19 protein-coding genes are annotated in these 22,819 nt (G+C 52.7%); 7 read left to right on the top strand and 12 right to left on the bottom strand.

Annotated elements, in window-relative coordinates; all coding sequences use genetic code 11:
- Positions 1-9: 9 nt before the first annotated feature.
- Entirely contained in the window at positions 10-2,328 is a 2,319-nt protein-coding gene (gene recJ / locus H6F75_RS10790) for a single-stranded-DNA-specific exonuclease RecJ (protein ID WP_190751999.1), read from the bottom strand.
- Between the two features lie 323 nt (positions 2,329-2,651).
- Between recJ and H6F75_RS10795 the strand changes: the two genes are divergently transcribed.
- The 4 genes from H6F75_RS10795 to H6F75_RS10810 all read left to right on the top strand — a co-directional run bounded on the left by H6F75_RS10795 (position 2,652) and on the right by H6F75_RS10810 (position 7,374).
- Entirely contained in the window at positions 2,652-3,740 is a 1,089-nt protein-coding gene (locus H6F75_RS10795; RefSeq protein ID WP_190752001.1) for a hypothetical protein, read from the top strand.
- Between the two features lie 142 nt (positions 3,741-3,882).
- Complete coding sequence (locus tag H6F75_RS10800; protein WP_190752003.1) at positions 3,883-5,370, top strand: adenylate/guanylate cyclase domain-containing protein; 1,488 nt, start codon at positions 3,883-3,885, stop codon at positions 5,368-5,370.
- Between the two features lie 12 nt (positions 5,371-5,382).
- Complete coding sequence (dusB, locus tag H6F75_RS10805) at positions 5,383-6,417, top strand: tRNA dihydrouridine synthase DusB (RefSeq protein ID WP_190752005.1); 1,035 nt, start codon at positions 5,383-5,385, stop codon at positions 6,415-6,417.
- A gap of 303 nt (positions 6,418-6,720) precedes the next feature.
- Positions 6,721-7,374 carry a DUF3318 domain-containing protein gene (locus H6F75_RS10810; protein WP_190752007.1) on the top strand — a complete coding sequence of 218 codons (654 nt, stop codon included), beginning with the start codon at positions 6,721-6,723 and terminating at the stop codon, positions 7,372-7,374.
- 79 nt (positions 7,375-7,453) lie between these two features.
- Here the strand turns inward: H6F75_RS10810 and H6F75_RS10815 are convergent, their stop codons facing one another.
- Positions 7,454-8,539, bottom strand: a complete 1,086-nt coding sequence (locus tag H6F75_RS10815; protein ID WP_190752009.1) for a CIA30 family protein — start codon at positions 8,537-8,539, stop codon at positions 7,454-7,456.
- A 412-nt stretch (positions 8,540-8,951) separates the two neighbouring features.
- On the opposite strand from H6F75_RS10815, the gene H6F75_RS10820 reads away from it, so the two are divergent.
- Entirely contained in the window at positions 8,952-10,235 is a 1,284-nt protein-coding gene (locus H6F75_RS10820) for a glycosyltransferase family 4 protein (protein ID WP_190752011.1), read from the top strand.
- Positions 10,236-10,362: 127 nt separating this feature from the next.
- Here the strand turns inward: H6F75_RS10820 and H6F75_RS10825 are convergent, their stop codons facing one another.
- Both H6F75_RS10825 and H6F75_RS10830 read right to left on the bottom strand, forming a co-directional pair.
- Positions 10,363-11,055, bottom strand: coding sequence for a MotA/TolQ/ExbB proton channel family protein (locus H6F75_RS10825; protein ID WP_190752013.1), 693 nt, complete (start codon positions 11,053-11,055; stop codon positions 10,363-10,365).
- 125 nt (positions 11,056-11,180) lie between these two features.
- On the bottom strand, positions 11,181-11,858 hold the full coding sequence (locus H6F75_RS10830) for a DUF4333 domain-containing protein (RefSeq protein WP_190752015.1): 678 nt from the start codon (positions 11,856-11,858) through the stop codon (positions 11,181-11,183).
- 228 nt (positions 11,859-12,086) lie between these two features.
- Between H6F75_RS10830 and H6F75_RS10835 the strand changes: the two genes are divergently transcribed.
- Entirely contained in the window at positions 12,087-13,598 is a 1,512-nt protein-coding gene (locus tag H6F75_RS10835; RefSeq protein ID WP_190752017.1) for a UbiD family decarboxylase, read from the top strand.
- Positions 13,599-13,620: 22 nt separating this feature from the next.
- Positions 13,621-13,917: a hypothetical protein gene (locus H6F75_RS10840; protein WP_190752019.1), complete on the top strand. Its 297-nt coding sequence runs from the start codon at positions 13,621-13,623 to the stop codon at positions 13,915-13,917.
- Position 13,918: 1 nt separating this feature from the next.
- Here H6F75_RS10840 and H6F75_RS10845 read toward each other — a convergent pair whose 3' ends face one another.
- The 8 genes from H6F75_RS10845 to H6F75_RS10880 all read right to left on the bottom strand — a co-directional run bounded on the left by H6F75_RS10845 (position 13,919) and on the right by H6F75_RS10880 (position 22,801).
- Positions 13,919-15,112 (bottom strand): glycosyltransferase, encoded by a 1,194-nt coding sequence (locus H6F75_RS10845; protein WP_190752021.1) that lies wholly within the window; start codon positions 15,110-15,112, stop codon positions 13,919-13,921.
- Positions 15,113-15,114: 2 nt separating this feature from the next.
- On the bottom strand, positions 15,115-16,308 hold the full coding sequence (locus tag H6F75_RS10850; protein WP_190752023.1) for a glycosyltransferase: 1,194 nt from the start codon (positions 16,306-16,308) through the stop codon (positions 15,115-15,117).
- 16 nt (positions 16,309-16,324) lie between these two features.
- A complete protein-coding gene (locus H6F75_RS10855) occupies positions 16,325-17,578 on the bottom strand; it encodes a glycosyltransferase family 4 protein (RefSeq protein ID WP_190752025.1) in 1,254 nt (417 codons plus the stop codon).
- Positions 17,538-18,950, bottom strand: a complete 1,413-nt coding sequence (locus H6F75_RS10860) for a hypothetical protein (protein WP_190752027.1) — start codon at positions 18,948-18,950, stop codon at positions 17,538-17,540. Before H6F75_RS10860 ends, H6F75_RS10855 begins: the two co-directional genes overlap by 41 nt.
- Positions 18,947-19,969: a glycosyltransferase family 4 protein gene (locus H6F75_RS10865; protein WP_190752029.1), complete on the bottom strand. Its 1,023-nt coding sequence runs from the start codon at positions 19,967-19,969 to the stop codon at positions 18,947-18,949. Before H6F75_RS10865 ends, H6F75_RS10860 begins: the two co-directional genes overlap by 4 nt.
- A 30-nt stretch (positions 19,970-19,999) precedes the next feature.
- Positions 20,000-20,908 carry an FkbM family methyltransferase gene (locus tag H6F75_RS10870; RefSeq protein WP_190752031.1) on the bottom strand — a complete coding sequence of 303 codons (909 nt, stop codon included), beginning with the start codon at positions 20,906-20,908 and terminating at the stop codon, positions 20,000-20,002.
- A gap of 76 nt (positions 20,909-20,984) precedes the next feature.
- The gene (locus tag H6F75_RS10875; protein WP_190752033.1) at positions 20,985-21,686 is read right to left on the bottom strand and encodes a methyltransferase domain-containing protein; all 702 of its coding nucleotides are present in this window, start codon (positions 21,684-21,686) and stop codon (positions 20,985-20,987) included.
- Positions 21,687-21,688: 2 nt separating this feature from the next.
- Entirely contained in the window at positions 21,689-22,801 is a 1,113-nt protein-coding gene (locus H6F75_RS10880) for a glycosyltransferase family 1 protein (RefSeq protein WP_190752035.1), read from the bottom strand.
- Between the last annotated feature and the right edge of the window lie 18 nt (positions 22,802-22,819).

Raw genomic sequence — 22,819 nt, forward strand, 5'->3', positions numbered from 1 at the left:
GTGCCCACCCTACCAGGAAAGCGCAGCTACTGGCACCTGGGCAAAATAGCGGCGGCGAAAGTGCTCCTCCTGCACCACTTCAAGGAAATGTTGTACGGCTGCTGGCTCAGGCGAAACCGGGTCAGGGGCAGCCTGAAGAGTAATGGTGTCTGCCTCAGGGGCGGTGCTGTCCTGGGCAGCGACTTTAAAGCCAGCGGTTGCTAGGGCGGCTAAGCCGAGGGTAAGGCCGGTGGGCGAGAGGCGCAGGCGATCGCCGAGCTGCGATCGCGTCACTGGGGTTTGGGTGCGGGCCAGGTACTTGGCTAAGCCCACTAACTCTTGCCATACCTCCCCTGGCGACAGCTCATCGATCGCTGGAGAAAAGGCCAGGGCCAGGGGCAACCTCGCCTGAGCAGCCTGCCGCTGCCACGCCTGCCAGTCGCTCCACTGCATCGGTATCTGGCTGACTACCAGGGCGGGCTCCTGCTCCTCAGGGGGATGCTGCCGCCAGTCGAGAACGGAGTTAAATGGCCCTGCTTCTGCCCCCGGCGTGCCTACGGCAATAGGACGGACGTCTATGAGCTTGACGTGATAGCCGGTATTGCTGTTGAAGTCGAGTTCGACCACAATATCGCAGCGGCCTGGGGGCAGTTCGTCGCGATAGTGGCCCCACCACTCCCCAGGAAAGCCCACCTCGGCAGCGTCATCCCACAGCTCAAACTCGGTTTTGATGAAGCTCACCGCTTTGTTTTGGCGATCGCGCAATTTCTTGTGAAAGACATTCTGAAACCAGACATTGCCAAGCAGCAGCTTTGGCACCGGGTTGCCCATGCCGCAGGGCTCAAGCCACTTTAGTTCGCGAAATAGGGGTTGACCCAGATCCGCCACGGTCACCGTAAGATCGACTTGAAGTAATGGCTGGGGCGCACCGTCGCCTCCCAACTGCTCGCGCACCATGCGGTTGAGCGCCGCCGCCAGCACCTCAATATGTTCCACAGGCAGCGTTAGCCCCGCCGCTAATGGATGCCCGCCAAAGCCGGTCAGTAGCGCCGATTGCGCCTGAAATAGCTGGTAGAGATCGAGCCCCGCTACCGATCGGGCCGAGCCCCGCGCTAGCCGAGGGCTACTGTCCTCCGTAGGTGGGTCGATGCGCAGCAGAATGGTTGGGCGTCCGAGGGCCTGGGTCACCTGCCCTGCCACCAATCCCAAAATGCCGGTGGGCCAGGTCTCGTCGGCCAGCACCAGGCAGCGGGTGGTAGCTAAATCGACCTGGGCTAGACGCGCCATCACCTGGGTATAGAGATCGCGCTGGAGGGCTTTGCGGCGGGTGTTGGCCAATTCGGCCTCGTAGGCCAAGGTTTTGGTGCGATCGCGATCGCGACTGGTCAGCAGCTCCACACAAAAGCTGGCGTCGCCGTGGATGCGGCTGACGGCATTGATGCGCGGCCCCAGCCCAAAGGAAATATCGGTGGGGCGATCGCCCGTGCGCTTGCACAACGCCAGCAGCTCGGCCAGCCCCGGTCTCGGGTAGGTTGGGTTGGGCTGGGTCTGGGTTTGCAGGCGCTGAAGCCCGATCTGAGCCAGGTAACGGCAGTCGCCCCGTAGCTCCACTAGGTCGGCAATTAGGCCAATGGCCACTAGATCGAGCACGTGATCGAGCGGTAGCGGTAGGGGTGAATCCAGCGCTGCGTACAGCCCCTCCAGCAGCTTGTAGGCCACCGCCACCCCCGACAGCGTGGCTAAGGGATGCTCGGCGGGCAGGCTGCGGGGGTTAATCAGCGCAATTGCGCCAATATCGCCGTCAGGCAGGGTGTGATGATCGGTGACAATCACCTCCAATCCTTGGGCTTTGGCGTAGGCAATTTCAGCGCCGCTGGTGCTGCCGGTATCGCAAGTCACTAGCAGAGTTGCGCCCCAGTCGGCCAAGTGGTCGACCCCCCGCTGCGACAGCCCGTGGGATTCGCTGAGGCGGTTGGGGATGAAATAGGTGAGGCGATCGCCCTTAGGGATCAGCTGCCCCAACCCATCCCACAGCACGGCAGTGGAGGTCACCCCGTCGGCGTCAAAGTCTCCCCAGATCGCTACTTTTTCCTCAGTGGCGATCGCCTGCTTGAGGCGGCTGACGGCGATCGCCATCGCTGGCCCTAGGGCGCTGGCGGGGGTGGGCTGGTAGAGAGCAGGGTTTAGCCAACCTTCCAACGGCTCAGTCAAACCCATCTGTCGCTGCCACAGCACCTGGGCCAGCCAGCGGGAAGGCGTTGTTCCTGTTGCCCGAGCTACTGTCTCTACCCAGCTTTCAGGGGCGGCATCCGCTTTGGGCAAGTTCCAGCGCAGCGGTAGGGCATCCATGGGGCATCCAGAAATAGTGAGGTGGAGGTGGTGAGAGTTTGGCTCAGACGGGCAATTTAAAGAAGCTTCCGTAAACTAAAGAAAGCCTAAAATCATAGTTCAGTTTTGTGAGATAGCTTGGGCGAGGGCTAAAGTTTCCTCCACATTGGATAAATATACCCATACTAATTCTGCGCTCTCCGGCGTTATCCTGGGGCTTTATCCTCTTCTATTGTCTGCATATCTCCTTAGGTTTTGATCCTTAACGGAAGCTCCAGACGAGTTCTGCTGTGGCCCTTGGCCCACAGACTAGTGCTGGGGTTGTTCACTCCTCCTTAATCCTCATGACCAAACGTAGCCATCCTGAGCTAGACGGGCAAAATCCTCAAACTCTGTACAGTTTTGTACTCAAACGACCAGGGCAAACCCTGCGAGAACGGCTGACCTGGAGTGCAGTCGGGCTATCGGTAGGCCTTGGCGTCGCCGCTGGTTTCATATTTCTTAATCCCCAAGATCGCACCTGGTCATGGTTGCCCGCTCGCGCGGCTGTGTCCGTCAACAACGATGCGTTTCGGCAGGGGTCCGAGCAGGCGATGAAAGCGGCCCAGCTCACCCAAAGTGCAGAGTTTAGCGAAGAGTGGGCTGAGGTGGTCATTCTTTGGCAACGGGCGATCGCATACATGCGAGCAGTGCCCAATGGCAACACCAATGCGGCTCTGGCCAAACAAAAGGTCGTCGAGTACGAGCGCAACTTGCAGTATGCCCAGAGCAATGTGGGTAACCGGGCTAGCCGCGCCCCCGATCACAAAACCTACTGGACCTTAGGCTCCGATCGCGATCTGGTAACGGCAATTCAGGGAGCGCCTTCCCAAACCATGCAGTACCAGGGTGCTTGCCAGCAAACCCTGCGCTACGGCAACAGCATCGTTGAGCTGCACAACGGCTACGTAAAGCAGTACGACAACCCCGACGGCAACCTTCAGGTGTTGGCCGACGGCGATGTGGTGGTGTCGGTTAGCGCACCCCAGGATCGCTGGACCCTAGGAGCTTCCGAAACCGACGTGTTACAGCTCCAGGGCACACCCACTCGCCAGGAGCAATACACCTCAAACGGTTTTACAACCCTGTACTACGGCAAAAGCTCGGTGCTGTTTGAAAACGGCCAGGTCATTGGCTACCTCAACTCTGACCAAAACCTCAAGGTGTCGGCGCAGCCCCCAGCCCTGCTGCCCGGCCAAACTGCCTCCGAGTTTTGGACGATGGGCTCCAGTCGGACCGAAGTGCTGCGGGCCGAGGGGCAAACCCCGGTGGCCATCAGCCGCAACGACAACAGCTGCGAAGAGGTGTTTCACTTTGACGACGGCGAAGTCACTTTTCGGCAGGGGTTGGTGACGGGCTATCGCAATCGCAGTGGCGCACTGAAGGTGCGTTAGCCAGCCATTGATTACACTCCTTTGAGCACACCCTCTGGCAGGATGGCGTTACCCTAGAGCCCAGGGTGTAGATCCGGTGCATCGTTTCGGCTTAATACCCGTATGCTTAGACCAATCCCCTAGTTTGTCCTGCCCCCGTGCTGTGGATGATGCCCCCATCGCCATTGATTTAGTCATCGTTGATGACGATGCTGAGACATCGTGCCTGCTGCAGCGGCTTTTGAGCCAGCAGGGGTACCGAATTCAGGTGGCTGAGAGTGGGCAGCAGGCGATCGCGCTGATTTTGGCAGGACGTCCAGGGCTAGTGCTGCTCGATATTCTGCTGCCCGACATGGATGGCTACTCCCTGTGTCAGCAGCTCAAGCACAACCCCCTCACCGCCGAGATCCCGGTGATTGTCTTAAGTTCTCTCATAGACTCGGTAGACAAGGTCAAAGCGTTCCAGGTTGGGGCTACTGACTACATCACCAAGCCCTTTGCGGTGCAGGAAGTGCTAGTGCGGGTGCAAAACCAGCTGCGATTGGCCCAGCAGCGACAGCAGCTCAGTCAGCAAAATGCGCTCCTCATTCAAGAGGTGCAGGAGCGCACCCAGATGGAGCAGGCACTGATTGCGGCTGAGATGAACTACCGCAGCATTTTTGAAAACGCAACGGTGGGTATTTTTAAGGCCTCGGCTACGGGGCAGCTGCTTAGCGTCAACCCCTCCATGGCTCGCCTCTATGGCTATGAGTCGGCCCCGGAAATGGTAGCTACCGTCGAAGACATCAGCCGCCAGATCTACCTCCAGCCCAAGCGCCGCGATGAACTGGCGGTATACCTCGATCGCTTTGACAAAATTACCGACGCCGAGTCAGAGGTGTTTCGCAAAGATGGCACAACCTTTTGGGTGAGCGAAGACATTTGGAAGGTGTGGGATAAAGCGGGCACCTTCTTGCACTACGAAGGCATTGTCCACGACATCAGCGAACGCCGCCAGATGGAGACTGAGCTGCGCCAGCAGCGGCAGCAGGCCGATCGCCTGCTGGTGAATATTCTGCCCTATCGCATTGCTCAGCGTCTCAAAGGCGGGGCACGCACCATTGCCGAGAGCCTCGACCAGGTCAGCGTGCTATTCGCCGACCTAGTTGACTTTACCGCCGCCTCTAGCGAGATGTCGCCGCGCCAGCTGGTCAAGCTGCTCAACGAAGTATTTTCTATGTTTGATCAGCTGGCCGAGTTTCACCGATTAGAAAAAATTAAAACCATCGGCGATGCCTATATGGTGGCTGGGGGCTTGCCCTCCGCCAATGACGACCATGCGGCGGGAATTGCCCAGTTTGCCCTCGACATCTGCGATGCGATCAAGCAGTTTCCCCGCCCCGATGGCAAGACCTTTCAAATTCGGGTAGGCATCAACACCGGTTCGGTGGTGGCCGGGGTGATTGGGCGACGCAAGTTTGCCTACGACCTGTGGGGTGACACCGTCAACATTGCCAGCCGCATGGAAGCTACTGGGGAAGCCCAGCGCATTCAAGTCACCCCCGACCTATATGAAAGGCTGAAGGACCAGTTTCAGTTTGAGCAGCGTGGCTACGTGGCGGTTAAGGGGCGCGGCCAAATGCTCACCTACTGGCTGGTGAGCAAGCTCTAGTCGGGTATTAGCATGACTACGGTTCTCTCCTCTACGCTCCTCCAGCGGCTGCGATCGCCGCTGGTTATTGGCTCGGTAACTATCCAAAGCCGGGTGCTTCAGGCTCCCCTCTCGGGCGTGACCGATCGCGCCTTTCGGCAGCTGGTGCGGCGCTACGCGCCAGTGTCGATGCTCTACACCGAGATGGTGCAGGCCACTGGGGTTTGCCATGCCCAGCAGCTGGAGAAAATTATGGATATTGGCGATCGCGAGCAGCCCATATCTATCCAGCTGTTTGACTGTCGCCCCGACTTTATGGCGGCCGCCGCCAGCAAGGCCGTCGCCGAGGGGGCCAAAACCATCGATATCAATATGGGCTGCCCGGTGAATAAAATCACCAAAAAGGGGGGCGGGTCGTCGCTGTTACGCCAGCCCGAAATAGCTGAAGCAATTGTGCGCACTGTGGCCGAGGCAGTACCCGTGCCTGTCACCGTCAAAACTCGCCTTGGCTGGGATGATGACCACATCAATGCGATCGAGTTTGCCCGCCGCATGGAGGCAGCCGGGGCTCAAATGCTCACCCTCCACGGTCGCACCCGTAGCCAGGGCTACCACGGCCCCGCCCGCTGGGATTGGATTGCCCGGGTCAAGGCGTCTCTCTCAATTCCGGTGATTGCCAACGGCGACATTGTTTCAGTGGAGTCAGCGGTGCGCTGCCTGAAAGAAACCGGGGCCGACGGGGTGATGTGCTCACGGGGCACCCTGGGCTACCCGTTTTTGGTGGGCGAAATTGACAGTTTTCTAAAAACCGGCATCGTTCCCTCAGAGCCTACCTCAGTAGAGCGGCTGCGCTGCGCCCGTGAGCACCTGAGCCTGCTGTGGCAGTACAAAGGTCAGAAGGGTATTCACCAGGCTCGCAAGCATATGGCCTGGTATGTCAAAGGTTTTGAGGGCGCCGCTCCCCTCCGCCAGCAGCTCTGCCAGATTGACGCGGTGGAGGCTGGCTATGATCTGCTGGATAGAGCGATCGCTGCGTTGGAGGGTGAGACTGGTAGCGATCGCCCGTAGGTCGCTCCCCCGCCACTTTGGCCTCTTGAACGTGACGTTCTGGCGCAGTCGCTATGGTTCATCTCAACCTCAGAAGCCTGAGCTGCGAAAACCCTTCAGTCTCACCGAACCTTGAGGCCAATGACAGCCTCGAATTTGGGTTGGGCTAACGCTGAAATTTTATTGTTGTAGTATCGTTTGACCGTTGCTAGCGAAGCCTAATTCTCGCCCCCAGACCCGAACGTGGATATCCGCCCCTTGACTAAAAAGGTTTAAGGTAGGATCTATGAATAAATTTGATTTGTTGTCACCCCCGTAATCTCCATGACCTCGTACGCCACCGCCACTGCCCGCGCCGATATGGGTGAGCTTCGCCGTCTGAGAAGCCTGCTGCCTCCAGAGCTTCAGAGCTGGGTGACGGTGGAGTCAGCGATTGATGTCACCCCACCGCTAATCACCTGCGAAGAGTTGGGCAAAGACCAGGTCGAAATTCAGGTCGATCTGATCAAGTGGGAGCAGCTGGCTCTAGACCAGCGCAACCTGCTGTTTTGGCACGAGGTCGGTCGCATTCAAAACGACACCATTCCCCGCGACGGTTGGGAGATGGCCGCTCTCGCCATCGGTCTTGGCGGCGCTGTGGGCGAGCTGTGGGTGCAAGACGGGCTGCTGCTCATGCTGGCCCTGGGGTTGTGCGGTTTTTCCAGCTGGCGGCTCTATAAGCGCAATAACAATCAAAAGACACTGCAAGAAAGCATCAGCGCTGACGAGCGGGCGATCGCCATCGCCACTCGCTTTGGCTACACTCTGCCCAACGCCTATAAGAGCCTGGGTAGTGCCCTCAAAACCCTAATTGAGCAAACCCCTAAGAAGCGTCAGCGCGATCGCTACATCAAGCGTCTCGAAGCGCTTAAAAAGAGCGCTGCTAAAGCTAAAGAGAGCGCCCGTGCTGAACGTGGCGACATGCGATCGGCCTACTAACCCCTTCACACAACCCTTTCTAACGTTTAGGAGCCTGTGGCTTAGCGGAAGTCTCTGTTAAGCCACGGGCTCTTGGTTTTTAACTAAAAATCCCAAAAATCGCCCTTATCACTGCTTGCTCCACCTCTGTCGGCAGCTTGTCGTTGGCTCCAATCACCGCAAAGCCCTCTCCCTGGCGAATTACTCCCGTTAGCCCCGCCGCTGCTAGCAGTTGGGCGAATTCAGCTTCAGCCGCATGTTCTCCTAACAGCACGACTACCGGCTTTGGCCCCTGCCGATAGACCCCAAGACTCTGCACCGTTAGCTCAAAGGAACCGGCTTGAAACGCTGGGTTTAATTCACCGTCGTACTCAAACTTGCTCAGCATCAGTTGCATAGAATACAACTGAGCCGGGTTAAGGGGGCTAGTCTCCGGCACTGTGCGGGCGCGACGAGTAGCAACCATATCTAGAAACGGCGTTCTCACCGTGCTAAGTCGGTCTACCTCTGTATCGAAAGAGCGGCAGTAAGCCAGGCTATCCCAGCCTGGGGTGTCGCGCAAAATCCACTTATAGCGCTGGCCGTCGCCTTGGGCAGAGAGCACTGTCCCCTGCCACTGTCCAAGATTTAGCGGTGGCTCAAGGTTGCGGGTGCGTATCGAGGCAAACCCACCGCTGTTGGCCGTAGACACCTCTCCTACAAACCGCAGCCCCTCCCGCCACTGCACTTGGCTAGCGCTGACACCACCCATGACACCGTCGTCTAAACTGCCCCACAGAGCTGCGATCGCCGGGTCGGGCTGGCGAAAATCGATCAGGGTAGCTTCCTGGTAGATGGCTCGTTGCCCTAACTCTTCGAGCATGGAGCCAAACTGTAGACCCGCTGCCGGTCCCGGCCAAACCACCAAGGGTGTGTTCACCAGCGGGTGGTCCGACATCTCGGTGGTAACTGAGTAGCCTAGGGATGCTACGGATTGAGCTAGAGCCTCAGCGTTTCCTACGGCTGCTCCCGGTAGCCACAGCACCTGTTTCGCCAGTGCTGGAACTAAACTATTGGCGTCTAAAGCCTGTGTCATAACGATACCTGAGTCTGTCATGCCGGGTAAGTTGCGCAGTCCTTTACTCAAAGGTCCAGCGACCTCGAAGTGAATCAGGGTTTTTAACAGCCTGAGGGGGTTCCAAACCATCGGGAAACCTAGCAGAACAATAATTGCAGAATGCTTAATCTGGCTGGGCCTGTCACCCTAAGAGCCATCTTTTCTGTGAATTTACTCATTAACCTGTCACTCTCCTCTGGGTATGCTGAACCTATTGATAACTAGGCGCTCAAATTAGCGATTGGCCAGTGGTTCTGGCCATCGTTGACCAGTGTGAGGCTAGACTTACAGGCTAAAGTTTTCATGGAGCAAAATTGGGCGATGCATCAATATTTGATGAACAAAGCCTTGATGCTTCCGGATAACGGCGCTTGCCCTCAGTCTAGTAGAAGCAAGCCACCCCAGGTTAGGGCGCAAACTAGCTTTCCCTTAGACTCTCCCTAGTCGTCTTTTGCCCCAACACAGCTGTTGTGTACGTGGTTTTCTGGAGCAGGCGTTGTCGATGCGAATTCTAATTTATTCCTATAATTACTATCCTGAGCCCATCGGCATTGCGCCTTTGATGACTGAGTTGGCAGAGGGGTTGGTGGCTAGAGGTCATCAGGTGCGGGTAGTAACCGCTATGCCCAACTACCCCGAGCGCAGTATTTATCCTCAATATCGCGGGCGGCTCTATGCCACCGAAGAGCGCAATGGCGTCATTATTCAGCGCTGCTTTGTGCTAGCCAACGCCAGACGGGGGCTAGTGGGGCGGCTGCTGCTGGAATCGAGCTTTATTGCTCTCAGCCTCTGGCCCGCCCTGCGAGGCTGGCGACCCGACATCATTCTCAACGCCAGCCCTTCTTTGCCGGCTTGCTTGCCGGTGGCGGCCCTCAAGCTGCTGTTTCAGTGCCCCAGTGTGCTGAACCTCCAAGACATTTTGCCGGAAGCCGCCGTCCAAACCGGGCTGCTAACCAATTCTTGGGCAATTCGCCTGTTCGAGGTGCTAGAAAAGTTTGCCTATCAAAACGCCACTCGCATCACCGTCATTGCTCAGGGTTTTCGCGACAATCTGTTGGCTAAGGGGGTGCCCGACGCCAAAATGGTGCTCGTTTCTAACTGGGTGGATGTCGACTTTATTGCCCCTCGACCTCAGGCCAGCAGTGAGTTTCGTCGCCGCCACGGGCTGCAAGACAAGTTTGTGGTGCTCTATACCGGCAATATTGCTGAGACCCAGGGCATCCGGACGGCGATTCGAGCGGCCCAAGCGCTAAGAGCTTACCCAGACATTCAAATGGTGATTGTGGGTGAAGGTAAGCAGCTAGAAGCATTAGATCACTTTTGCCAGCAGCTAGGGCTAACAAACGTGTCGCTGTTGCCCTTTGTGCCCCGCGCCGAACTGCCCGATTTGCTAGCGGCGGCTGATGTGGGGCTGATCTTGCAGAAGCACGGCGTAGTGGGCTTCAACATGCCCTCCAAAACTCAGGTGCTGCTGGCCAGTGGACGACCGATTTTGGCTTCTGTGCCGGCCCATGGCACGGCAGCCCAGGCAGTGCTGGCCAGTGGTGGCGGCCTGGTGGTCGAACCCGAAAATCCTACGGCCCTAGCCAAGGGCATTCTCACGCTGTACCATCAGCCCGAAACGGCAGAGCTATTAGCTCGTCGCGGGCGGCAGTATGCTTTGGAGCATTATTCAGCTAAGCGGGCGATCGATCGCTACGAAGCATTGTTTTATGCCCTGGTGGCACCTCGGAGATGGCCTTTGGAAGGCGATGTGGTGCTGGCGCTACAGTCGGCACAAAAGTAAGCACAGGGGTTAATAACAATCTCTGCGCCAGGGTAATTGGGAGACACTTGCTTTGTCGGGGCGCTGCCAGGATCGACTGGGCTGCTTGCGAGACTGTCCGTCCAGCAGCTGTGGATCGCACAGAGGATTAAAGGCGATCGCTGCTGCCGATATACTCTTCCCGATGGGCAGGGTCGTTGGCCAGGGCGGTGGGCTCGTACCAATACTGGCGGTAGATGAGTTCTAGCTCATTGCCAGCATCGGAAAAGTAGTCGACTTGCTGAGCCTGTAGGGTCACTAGGACACGAAAAATTAGCAGCGCCAGGATGGCGACGACCATGCCCGCTGCGGTTGTAATCAATGCTTCGCCGATACCAGCGGCGGCAGCGGTCGCCTGATCCCCCGAACCGCCGCCGCCAATGTTGAGGTTGCTGAAGGTGGCAATGAGGCCGGTTACTGTTCCCAACAGACCCAGCAGCGGCGCGATTGCCACGACGGTTTCTAGAAGCTTGTCGCCCTTGCGCATTTTGACCAATTCGCGATCGCCCACTGTTTCCATCGCCAAACGAAAGGTATCGGGAGAGGGCTGCTTGAGTCGCAGGGGAGCCAGCAAAAACCGACCGATGGGCAAATCTTGGGACTGGGCTGCAATCTCGGCAGCCTTGCTCAGATCGCGCCGAGAGGCATCGAGCACCTCAGACACGACCTGGTCTTCTCGGCGCAGGAGCTTTGTCCAAAACAAGGCGCGCTCTAGGGCCGTGGCAATGGTGAGTACCGAGCACCCCATAATGGGTACCATCACCGGTCCACCCTTGACCAAAACGTCGAGAACAGTTGCCATAGCCCAGCTTCAACCTTAAATTGGTTTGCTCGTTAGTATTTCTACACGATAAGCCTACCGAAAGCGGTTGTCCCAAAAATTAAAGAATAGGCGTTGGCTACTTAAAAAAAGATTAAGCGGCCCATTTAATCATCATCGCCGCGAACGTAGGGGCGATTGACGGTGCGCCCAGTGGGCCCTGTCACCGCAGTGGATTTAGGCATGGTCGTAGGGGCTGCTGTTGCAGGTTTGGTCTGGGATGCGGCGGCGGTGCTAGTGGGTGATGGGCTGCCTGGGGCAGCGATCGCCTGGAGGGAAGCCCTAGGGGCAACCGCCTGCTCCTGCCAGCTGAGATTGCCGTTGGGGTCGATGCTGACTAAAACAGCGGTGATGGTGCCGGTGTCGGTAGACACGCCCCCCACGACCTGGCACTCGAAGCGATCTCTTGGCTGATTCACCCGGTAGGTGGCGCTGCCGCAGTCAATTTGGGCGCGCTGGCTGTAGGCCTGCGAGAGTTCTTGCTGAATGCTGTCTTCGACCTTGGGCAAATTGAGCAGCGCTTTAGAGTTGGGCACCTCCCAGGTGACGTTGCCCTGGTTGTCTTGCTGAATCACGTTGATCGTAAAGGTGCCGCCACCCTCCACCTCGCCCACACAGCGAAAATAGGCCTCTGCCTGGCGTGGGACATCTTTTGGGCAGAGCACCGCCTTAAGCGAGAGCCGGCGGCCCTGGCGCTCAATGTCGGCCTGAATGGTGCTCTCGACCTCAGCGGTGTCGAGCCGGTTGCCACAGGCCGTCAGACCCAGAGCCAGCGGCCAGACCAAATATTTAGATATAGATAATCTCAGCGTGCGCCTTTGCATTGAGCCAGAGGATTCCTTGAGCAGCTGTCATTGCCGATGGCAATATCCCGATTGTGCCAGGAAGTCGGCGCGATCGCATGCTGTCTCCACTACCTCACCAGGGCAAAGAATTGGGTCAGGGTCTCCAGACTGGCCCCTCGCTCCACCATAATAAAAGTGGCCTTAACACTCGTTCACAAACCCTTTCCTATGGCAAACGATCTACAGCAGTTTCTCACCCTTCTGGAACAGCGAGGTCAGCTGCGCCGCATTACGGCCCCCGTTAGCCCAGAGTTAGAAATTGCCGAGATCGCCAACCGCCTGCTGCTGGGGGGTGGTCCGGCCCTGCTATTTGAGAATGTCCAGGGTGCCACTATGCCTCTGGCCATCAACGTATTGGGCACCGTCGAGCGGGTGTGCTGGGCCATGGGCATGGAGCACCCCGCCGAACTTGAAACCCTGGGCGAAAAGCTGGCGCTGCTCTACCAGCCTCGGCCGCCTAAGCAATTTTCCCAGGCGATTGACCTCGGCAAAGCGCTGTTTGACGTGGTCAAAGCCAAGCCCATGCGCGATCTGCTGCCCCCCTGTCAGCAGGTAGTGCTCAAAGACGCCGCCGTGGATCTCAACCAAATTCCCCTACTGCGGGTCTATCCTGGCGACGCCGACAAAGTCATTACCCTAGGGTTAATGATTACCAAAGACCCGGAAACCCATATTCCCAACGTGGGGGTCTATCGCCTCCAGCTTCAGTCAAAAAACACTGCTACGGTGCAGTGGCTCTCGGTGCGAGGCTGTAGCCGTCACCTGCGCAAGGCCGCTGAAATGGGCAAAAAACTGGAGGTGGCGATCGCGATCGGCGTTCACCCTCTGGTGATTCTGGCCGCCGCTACGCCGCTGCCCATCGACCTCTCGGAGTGGCTGTTTGCTGGGCTTTACGCTGGCAAAGGTCTCAACCTAGCCAAGTGTAAAACCGTCGATCTAGAAGTTCCAGCCCAGTCTGAGATCGTGCTAGAGGGCACCATCACCCCCGGTGAAACTGCCATCGATGGCCCCGCTGGTGACCACATTGGCTACTACGGCGGCGTCAACGAAGCCGCGCCTCTGCTGCGGTTCCACTGCCTCACCCACCGCAAAAATCCGATCTATATGACCACCTTCAGCGGTCGCCCGCCGAAGGAAGACGCCATGATGGCGATCGCCCTCAACCGCATCTACAACCCAATTCTGCGTCAGCAGGTGCCCGAGATTCAGGACTTCTTTTTACCGATGGAAGGGTTGAGCTACAAAGCCGCCGTGCTCTCCATTGAAAAGTCGTATCCTGGCCAGGCCAAGCGTGCTGCCCTCGCCTTTTGGTCAGCCCTGCCCCAGTTCAGCTATACCAAGTTTGTAATCGTCGTTGATAAATCGCTCAACATTCGCGACCCGCGTCAGGTAATGTGGGCTGTGACCTCTAAGGTTGACCCAATACGCGACGTATTTATCCTGCCCAACAACCCCTTTGATAGCCTTGACTTTGCCACCGAAAAGCCTGGCCTTGGCAGCCGTATGGGCATCGACGCTACCACCAAGGTCTACCCCGAAACCGATCGCCCCTGGAGTGAAGAACTCACCCCCGACCCTGATACAGCTGCGCTGGTGGATAGCCGCTGGGTTGAATATGGCTTGAGCGACCTAAATCTAGGTGATGTAGATCCAAATTTGTTTGGCTATGACCTGCGCTAACGGACGAAAGAGTAAGGGTATAGTGCGCGCTTTGATTGCCGTGCTGCTCGGGCTATGGGCAGTTCTGTGGGTTTGGATCCCTGAGTCCTCGGCCAGCGTTCTCTGCCGCAACGTAGAAGGGCAGCAAGTCTGTATTGAAACAATTAAGCGCAGTGCCAAATATACCTGGGAGTATCGGGTAGTTGTCAGCATCAACGGCAAAAGCCGACCTGTTAAACGCTACGATTGCCGACAGCCTACCGGCGCTGATCGAGAGTTGGCTACGCCCTATTTTGAAGCTGCTTTACGACAATTCATTTGCGATCGTGTCACCCACTGAGTCAAGGCCTATAGGCAAACGATAGGGGCTGACCAGTAAGGATTTCATCGTAGGACTGGCTCAGATTTCGCGCGATCGTAGGCCAGCTGTACTTCGCGGCGGCCAGCTGTTGGCCGTTATAACCTAGCTCGGTGCTTAAATCAGGCGAGCGGAGCAGTTGACTTAGAGCATCCCCCCACGCGTCCAAATCATCAGAAACTACCAACCCCGCTTGGGCAGCTGAGATGTCGGGGGCAATTTGAACGTCAGGGGTAATTACAACGGGGAGACCAGCGGCTAGGGCTTCTGCTACAGCGATGCCGAAATTTTCTGAATAAGATGGCAGCGCAAAGAGATTAGATCCCTGAAGTAGTAAATCTTTGTCTGAGCCAGAGACAAAGCCAGTGAAGGTGACACTATCGGCAATATCTAGGGTGCTAGTTAAAGTCTTGAGATAGTTGCAGTAATCTGCATCCCCAGAACCGGCTAGTAGAAGGTGATAGCCGTGAGATTGAGGGTCAAGCTGAGCAAACGCACGCAGCAGAAAATCAGGTCGCTTTTTTTCATGCAGGCGCGATAAAAATAGAACTATCGCGCAGTCAGAAGGTAAGTCATAACGATCGCGCAATTTTGCTGCTGCACTTGCGATCGTGACTATCGGATTAACCCCAAGCGGTAAAACCAAGGCAGGTGCGCTAATTCCAAACTGTCGGGCGTCCTCGGCTTCTGCAGAGGTAGTGCAATGGATAGCAGCGGCTCGGTTGAGTGTAGAACGTTCTATGTAACGGCCATAGATTTGTTTTTTCAACCGGCTTTGCTGAAGTGCCCAGGGAGTTAGTTGACCAATCGTACTTGAGACGTAGGGTACTTGGTAATACTGGGCTAGCCTTGCCCCCACTGTGGGAGCGTAGCAGAACAGGTAATGGTTGTGAACAATGTCGTATTGGCGCAAATGGTTGACCATCCACTGGGTCAACCCAATCGATGGAATAAATGCTTTAAATCGAGCCAGACGCGGAAAGAACCAAACCGGTACGCCTTCGTAATCAACTCGCCGACCGATAGGCACGTCTAGCAATTCGGCTTCATCGTCATTGGTGGTAGCTATTTCGGCATCAACTTCTATCTCTCGTAGGGCGCGAATAATGTTTAAGGCGACTTGAGTTGGCCCACCCAGCTTGTAGCTTAGAGACGGCAACACGTGAAGAACTCTCATACTTACAGTGCTGCGAAGCCAGCCTCGTTAAGTAGCCCTAAGAGATTGATTTGAAACTGGTTAAAACCATAAATTTCGTCGACTTTCTGGCGCAATATCTCTGGCTGATAAAGTATAGGATGAGTTGACTTACCTTGAAGAATTTCTACTAAGGTAGTAGCTATTTCTTCTGTGTTATCAGGATCGACTAAGATGCCTAATTCGCCATTACATAAAGCATCAATAGCACCATCCTGATTGCCTCCAACTGTAGGCTTGCCGCAGGCCAAAGCTTCGAGGTAGACAATGCCAAAGCCCTCGCCCTTGCTAGGCATTATAAATACATCACACAAATTGTAGTAGTCACAAATTTCCTCGTCTGAGACAAATCCTGCTAACGTTACACAATCTTTTAGACCAAGTGACTCAATTAGCTGCTCAATTCGGGGGCGATCGCTGCCCTTCCCGACTAAAACATAATGTACATCAGGTACCTTTTGACGTACAAAGCATATCGCTCGAATGACCTGGTCATACCCCTTATACTGTTCGTCGTCAGCCAAACGAGCGACCGTTAACACTATGGGTTGGCTCTCTTTAAGCTTATGTCTGTTGAGCAAGTAGGATGGTTTAGGCTTTATTTGAAAACGTTCAATATCAAAAGTAACCGGCAGAAGTGAGATTCTATCGGGCTGCAAACTCTCCTCTTTTATCAAACGGTTACGGGTATAGTCACTGATCGAGATTATTTTCTCAGCTGTCTGCAAAGCTCGACGCCGAAGAGGGTGCTTGATATCCCAGGCGTCAACGCCATAAACCAAAATCCAGTATGGAGTACCTAGCCAAAAGCGGAGCAAATAAGCCACAGGGGTAAAGTTCAAATGTCCACACAAAACTAAGTTTGGGCGTTGTTGAAAAGAAGTAACTAAAACTTTCAAGCCAAAAGCAAAAGTTCGTAGCACCTTAGGGATTTGGCCTGTGAAAGCAAATGAAAAGTTATCTGCTAATTCGTTTGTCTTCAATAAGTTCTCTGGTTTATCAGAGTCAAGCTTGTCAATAATAAATATACTGGTGCTTGAAGAAATGCTCCTTTGAACCTGAAGCTGGCTAATCGTGGATAAAATATCACACAGATAAACTTGAATTCCGCCTTTAAATTCGAAGAGATTAGGTACCCAAAAATGAATTAAGTATTTTTGATTAAGTCTCTTTCCCATATTTTCTAATCCCTAGCTACTCCAAAAGTAGCGTTTGAATTTTAGAGGCTAACTTCTGACGATAGCTGGACCAAGTTGAAGTTTCAGCCTTTTCCCGAGCAGAGCGTCCCATTCTAGCTAACTCGTCAGGATTTTGGTAGCACCACTCTAGCTTTTCTCCAAGTATTTCAGCGTCACGAATAGGAACTATAAACCCCTCGATTCCATCAGTAATAATGTCAGGGCCTGCGGCATTGGGAGTAGCTATAACCGGAATTCCACAAGCCATAGCCTCAAGCATGACTAGACCAAAGCCCTCAACTAAAGAGGGAAAAACCAAAACGCTGGCATTGCAGTAGTGCTGATTCAGTGTGGCGTGGGGAACACTCGGTAAATAACGAATGCAATCTTGAAACGACTCCAACCAACCAGCTGGAAACTCATTGACACCCACTAGCTTAAGCTCGGCATCACTGAGCTTAAGCTTTTTCCAAGCCTGTATTAAGTAGTGAACACCTTTGCGGGGACCCACCCGACCCACAAACAACGCTCGAAATTTTTTATCAAGTTTAGGTTGGGGCCGAAAATAGTCAATTGGTGCGCCATAGGGAATTACCGAGATACGTTCAGAAGCTATACCCGCATCCAAAAGCGATCGGTGCGTCATAGAAGAGGCTACAAAAATATGATCTGCTAATGCAATTTCTTGATCTTTTCGCTCTAGTTTCCATAAAGGTTCATGAGCAGCTTGAAGGGAAGAGTTAAACTCCGGAAAACGTGTGGCTTCATCCTGTTGAATCTGCCGGCTAGTATGGTGAAAAGCAATAGGTAGTTCATAGAAGCAGCGTATACCCCGCTGTTTAGCTGCTTGAAATGTATAGGCCGCGCCATCTTCATAAGCGTAGACCGCGTCAAGTTCATTGAGATGATGTCGTGCTACATGGCGATCTAGAGACAGGTATACCCAATCTACAGGTCCTTGTTGCCCTAACCCTACCTTGGCACTTACTCCTGACTTTACTAAAGAAACTCTTAGGGCTTCTCTCCACGAATGAGTGCGTAGGGCTGAACTCCCTGGTGCAACCCAAGTACGTCTTTCTAACTCTCGTTGGAGAGGCAGGCCAATTGAATTAGGCAACTGCTCAATAGCCTGTGCTAATTGACCTTTGGGGTTGTACGCGACAGTAGTAACAATTTCGTGCAGCAGGTTGGCTTCAGCCAGTGCGATCGCTGCATTACGAGAGTTAGGGTTACTGGTGGGGTGTACTAGAGAGATACGTCGGTTGACCATGTGAAAAATTAGGTTGTTGAGCTCGCTGCCATTGGTCTACCCGCTCCAGATAAGGAAGCAAAAGGATAAAGCCATAAAAGAACCAATGGTAGACGTTAGCAGTATGGTTGTAGACCATCTGAGCAATGAAGGTTACACCTTGATAGATAAGAACACTTAGGGCAAGCTGGCGCAAGAACGGATGTGAAAGTTTGAGAAAAACCCTCATTAGAGTAAAGAGTAGTACTAGTCGTAAGCCATACCACATAAAGAAACCAACGGGGCCAATTTCTAAACCAATACGCCCTATTTCGTTTTCAAAATAGACTGGAATCATTTCTCCTGGAGGAAGCCGAAGCACCTGACGGATAATTCCGTTAGCCTGAAACGTGGCCCCCAAACCATACCCGTCTAAACCTTTAAGATAAAAATTATTAAAAGGCTCAGTAAAGGGACTTAAAAATCGATCAGAAATACTGTCATTAGCATTTTCTACTCGGGTCCAAAAAGACTCAAAGGCTAATCGTCCTCCTTGCGAAACTGCCAAAAAACTTACCACAGTCGGTAAAATCGCCTTACGTACGTTGCTAGCGAAGCTAGAAAAACTCGTTAGCGCCAACAGCAGTCCATAACCAGTTATAAGCAGCACAGAACCAAAGACAAGGCCGCGAGAACCAGTCATAAATGAAGTGACTGCTATCAGCCCACCTTCAGCGAGGGTTACCATCTGCCATAGGCGAGATTGAGGACGAGAGACTAGGGGCAATAGCAGGCACAAACATGCCAATAAATAAGTTGCGTAACCTGTCAAATAGGAGAAGGTGCCCGTTACCCTCACTGTGCCCAGGCCAGAACTCACTACAGCAGGGCCATCTTCACCCCAAGCATAGACATTCAGTGGGCTAGTAGAAGGGCTAAAAAATTGAGCAATAGCTAAAATACATACCGGAACCAGCAACAGCAGATAGCTACGGATAAATTTATACAGCTTTTCCTCAGTGCTAAACATCTGAGGCACCATCCAAACCAGGGGCACGTAGAGAAAATAGCTTTTGAAGCCAAATAGACCGATTACCGGCGACCCCAAACTTGGGTTAAAAGCTTGTATTCCACCCCAGACTGCTATACAACCGACCAGAATTAGAATAAGAGGTTTCTGAATAAACAGCCGCATCTGAACCGGAGACAGCAGAAAATATCGCAGATACGCACCGATTAAAACAAAGTCTTTCAGAAAATAGATAAGTTGGCTTGCTTGGGGAAGCACCCACTTTCGCAATGCTCCCTCGATCACTACCAAGACCAGAACCACTTTTACAGATCGCTGCCAGTCTTGAGCAGAGAGCAGCACTATTAGACCAATAGCAGACAAGGCTGCAAGAAGAGTACTCATCGGCCAGCAGCCTCTAAAACTTGAAGATAGGCTTTAGCCACGGTCGTTTGTTTGTGCTTTGCTAAATGACTAGGCGCATTAGCTCGATAGCGGATTAGTAACTCAGGCTGAGTAAGCAGTTGGTAAAGCACTTGCCCTAGAGAGGTCTCATCACCATTAGGAAATGTAGTACCGCAATCACCAATGGCGTCTTTTAACCCACCTCCCGACGACCCAACGACGACGCAACCGCAGGCAATACCTTCTAAGGCTACAACCCCAAAGGGCTCGTGCCAACGGGAGGGAACAACTAAAATTTGGTGTTCATTAAGTAAGTGAACTAACTCATCGCCAACTTTTGCACCAACAAAATGAACCTGTTCATGAATTTGAAGATCCTTAGCTTGTTGACGCAAAACCTCATTATCTTCACCTGTACCAATTACAGTTAGCTGAGGGTATAGGTTGCTATTCTTAAAGTTTGCTACGGTATTTAGTAGCAAATCTAAGCCTTTATCAGATACCAAACGCCCTAAAAACACTAACTCTTTAATGCGTGGAACCTCTGGAAGATAGCGAAACAAGTCTTCACGATAAGGGTTAGGAATCAAGGTAGATGGGTAATTGAGATGCTCAGCAATAGGTTGACTGATAGTAATCGAGGTGGCAAGCCTAACCATACGAAGTTTTAGCTGAGTTAACCAAGTAGCCTGTTGACCAGGATGTTGAATCCAGGTCTGGTGACGAATGACCCAAGGGGTTCGGGTAAGCCACAGTGCCCAGACTTGTTTAAGAATAATGCCATTCTGAAAGCAAACATCGCTCCAATGCGTGAGGCTAAGCAAATGTAATGCACTGGGCTGGCGAATAACTTCGAAAGGAAAAGCCCTGCCCCTATCGTCGAAATTACTCCCTGGAGTTTGAGTTACAACTTTGACAACATGTCCTAGTTTGACGAATTCTCTAGCAAAAATTTCAGCGTCAGTTTCACTGCCTCCTAAACTTGGATAAAAATAGGTCGAATAAAGAAGAATCTTCATGAAATATGTGTTACCCAACCGGTTTCAGTATCAAAATGTCGTATTTTTAAGACACTTCCAACCCAGCGATTTAAATCGACTAGCCACACGATCAACGTCTTTTGTAGCTAGGTAGCAAGGCGGTTCCCAGGGATGAAAACCTGCTGCTTGAGGTGGCACTAAATCAGGCTTAAGAAACTTTTTTGTAACTCTATAGACGGAATACCCTTTTTCTTTCAAAAACTCAGAAACAGGATTTGGATAAGCTCGGTGTTCCTCAAAAATAATGTCACGAATTCGATTTTCTCCTAGCAATTTTTCTGCACCTGACAGCACATTTATTTCATGCCCCTCGACGTCTATCTTTAAAAGCTCAATCGTAAGACTATTGAATAGGTTGTCCAAGGTATCAGTTTCAACTACAAGTTGCTGGCCTGTCGAACAGTCAACTTCATCTGAGGAGAGCATAAGAGAAGCTGTACCTTGGTTGAGGTCGAAGTTGGTGGGTATGAACAACTGTGCTTGACCTAGTTGTTCAGAAATAGCCAGACTGCTAGTTTCGATCTGAGTCCAGTTCTTTTCTGTACTCCAGCTTCGAACATTATTAGAGAGCCGTTGGTAAATGGTTGGATGAGGTTCAAAAGCGATAACCTTTCCTCTCAAACCAACCCGATGTGCCATCAAACTGGTCATATAACCAATATTTGCTCCCACATCAACGCAGGTTTCACCCTCGTCAATAATCCGCCACAGTGTTTCCGAGACGCACAAATCATAGATTCCCATAGCAGAGATAGAGCGTCCAATAACTTCTCCAGGAAAAGCATTGAGTTTAGCTCCCCAGGGTAAGTTGAAAGTTTCGGGAACAGGAGAAGCCTTGAAATTTAACTTAAACCGTTTAACGATCTGATTGGGCTGAAAGAAATACTCCGGGCGATTAATGAAGCTGATGACTCCCATATTTTAAGATAGATATTTGTAATCTAGTTTTTTATCAAGATTGCTTCTAGAATCCGCATTTCTATAACTTGGAGCTTCATTGAGATTTATGGGTAATGGCCAGAATGTTATCGCTAAAGCGTAGACCTCTTAGGAAACCTAACGATAAGCTCTGCCATTGATAACGAGGAAGTTTGGGAATTTTTCCAACATTAGTAAATGCAAATTCGGGCGAGCAAAAGCCTGCTTCGTTCAAGATATGAGTAATATCTTTTCGTACCAGAGCGGTGATATGTGCAGGGTAGGACGAATCACCAAAATCAACAAAATGTCCTTGCAGAATCAAGGCTAGAATTGCTCGCCAGCTCTCGTTATTAGGAGTACTAAATATAAGCAGACCACCGGGCTTAAGTAATCGGGACCATTCCCGAGCAACGGCTCTGGGATTTTCAAGATGCTCGATAACTTCTGCAGATACAATTACATCAAAGATCTCGGCTTCCAGGTTCAGCGGGTTATTAAGATCAGCCTGGCTCCATTGAATGGCAGCATCAATAGTTTCAGGACGAGGCTGTATATCTGCGGCAGTAATGGATTGAAATTGCTTTAAGTTCATCAACCGCTGGGTTAAGAGCCCCTGTCCGGATCCCCAGTCCAGCACAGATCCATTAGCTGACCGGTGCAGTAGTTCTCTCTCAAAGCAGGTATAGATAGCTCCGCTGCTGATACCAGCGCTTGCTTCGGCAGCCTGTTGCCGATGTTGGTGCAGCGCCGCGGGAATTAGAACTGGCTGACTCATGGTTATGTGACTTCCAAATCTGACAGAAGCGTGTAGTAGGCTTTGGCTTGTGCCGATAAGCTATGCACCTGATACCAGGCATAGGCACGATCTGCGATCGCCTGCATCAATGCCATATCCCTTTTCTCGGTATTGTATTGTTCTGGAAGTGCATAGTGCTTACCAGGTTGCAATCCCTCTTCGGAAACATCAGACATAGTAGCGCTGATAGGTATGACTCTGTGAGCACAGTACGCCGCGAAAATAGTGGATTTGCCAAGAAATGCAGGGTGGTAGCTGAAAAAACCTGCTATCGAGTCGGAGAGGATAGTAGAAACCTCTTCAATAGGGAGACAACCCGCAACAGTAATTGGTACATTATCTACATCAGCAGGGAGCGGGTCGAGGACTGGTCCGATGTCAAAAATTTGTTGAATGTCTAGGTATCGGCAAATGTGGCGCAATTGCTCTAGGGAATCTTTATAAACCTTAGAACGTTGGCTACGCCCTCCAAAGATAACAAGGCGACGGGTCTTTTCAAAAAGGCTGGAAGGATTTTGTGGTTCGCCTACGTTTGAAAAGACAGGAAGCGTTGGAATAGTTACAAACCGTTCTGGGGCGTAGCTCTGAAGTAGCTCGGCGTAAGAACGTTTGTTAGTGAGAATGCGATCGCTTAATCTAACTAATCGTTTTACTAAGTATCTCTGGGTTGCAGAAAGCCAAAAAGCACTTGTCCAGATTGGGCCAAAGGCAGAAGTCTCGTGAAACATTGTCACCAAGTGCGCCTGTTGGCGTTGGTGCCTCCAAGCTTTTAACCCATTGACGAGCCAGGTCGGACAGCCGCGTTTGGCGTAACCATAACCAACATAGTGAAGTAGGATAGGGCTCCCAGGATTAATATCAGACACATGAGCAAGAAGAGATTTTTTTGATCGAGAGCCAACTTGATCAACTTGAAATCCCTTTAATTGTTTATCTCCTACCCAAGCTGGGTCACAAACCACGAAGTTGGTATTAATGTCAAAATCTGATCTAAGCTGGTGCGCTAAATTAAGAGCATAATCACCTACCCCGTCAACACTCGGAGAAAGACGCGGGACGATTTGGCAAATTTCTTTATATATTCTACTATTCATCCTTAAATTATTCTTCAG

The sequence above is a fragment of the Nodosilinea sp. FACHB-131 genome (assembly GCF_014695395.1).
Classification (GTDB): domain Bacteria; phylum Cyanobacteriota; class Cyanobacteriia; order Phormidesmidales; family Phormidesmidaceae; genus Nodosilinea.

Bases quoted from the DNA above. Each gene is read 5' to 3' on its own strand.
- H6F75_RS10795 (WP_190752001.1), top strand. From the start codon at position 2,652: ATGACCAAACGTAGCCATCCTGAGCTAGACGGGCAAAATCCTCAAACT.
- H6F75_RS10810 (WP_190752007.1), top strand. From the start codon at position 6,721: ATGACCTCGTACGCCACCGCCACTGCCCGCGCCGATATGGGTGAGCTT.
- H6F75_RS10850 (WP_190752023.1), bottom strand. From the start codon at position 16,308: ATGGGAAAGAGACTTAATCAAAAATACTTAATTCATTTTTGGGTACCT.
- H6F75_RS10820 (WP_190752011.1), top strand. From the start codon at position 8,952: ATGCGAATTCTAATTTATTCCTATAATTACTATCCTGAGCCCATCGGC.
- H6F75_RS10875 (WP_190752033.1), bottom strand. From the start codon at position 21,686: ATGAGTCAGCCAGTTCTAATTCCCGCGGCGCTGCACCAACATCGGCAA.
- recJ (WP_190751999.1), bottom strand. From the start codon at position 2,328: ATGGATGCCCTACCGCTGCGCTGGAACTTGCCCAAAGCGGATGCCGCC.
- H6F75_RS10865 (WP_190752029.1), bottom strand. From the start codon at position 19,969: ATGAAGATTCTTCTTTATTCGACCTATTTTTATCCAAGTTTAGGAGGC.
- H6F75_RS10815 (WP_190752009.1), bottom strand. From the start codon at position 8,539: ATGGTTTGGAACCCCCTCAGGCTGTTAAAAACCCTGATTCACTTCGAG.
- H6F75_RS10870 (WP_190752031.1), bottom strand. From the start codon at position 20,908: ATGGGAGTCATCAGCTTCATTAATCGCCCGGAGTATTTCTTTCAGCCC.
- H6F75_RS10860 (WP_190752027.1), bottom strand. From the start codon at position 18,950: ATGAGTACTCTTCTTGCAGCCTTGTCTGCTATTGGTCTAATAGTGCTG.
- dusB (WP_190752005.1), top strand. From the start codon at position 5,383: ATGACTACGGTTCTCTCCTCTACGCTCCTCCAGCGGCTGCGATCGCCG.
- H6F75_RS10845 (WP_190752021.1), bottom strand. From the start codon at position 15,112: ATGAGAGTTCTTCACGTGTTGCCGTCTCTAAGCTACAAGCTGGGTGGG.
- H6F75_RS10855 (WP_190752025.1), bottom strand. From the start codon at position 17,578: ATGGTCAACCGACGTATCTCTCTAGTACACCCCACCAGTAACCCTAAC.
- H6F75_RS10835 (WP_190752017.1), top strand. From the start codon at position 12,087: ATGGCAAACGATCTACAGCAGTTTCTCACCCTTCTGGAACAGCGAGGT.
- H6F75_RS10825 (WP_190752013.1), bottom strand. From the start codon at position 11,055: ATGGCAACTGTTCTCGACGTTTTGGTCAAGGGTGGACCGGTGATGGTA.
- H6F75_RS10880 (WP_190752035.1), bottom strand. From the start codon at position 22,801: ATGAATAGTAGAATATATAAAGAAATTTGCCAAATCGTCCCGCGTCTT.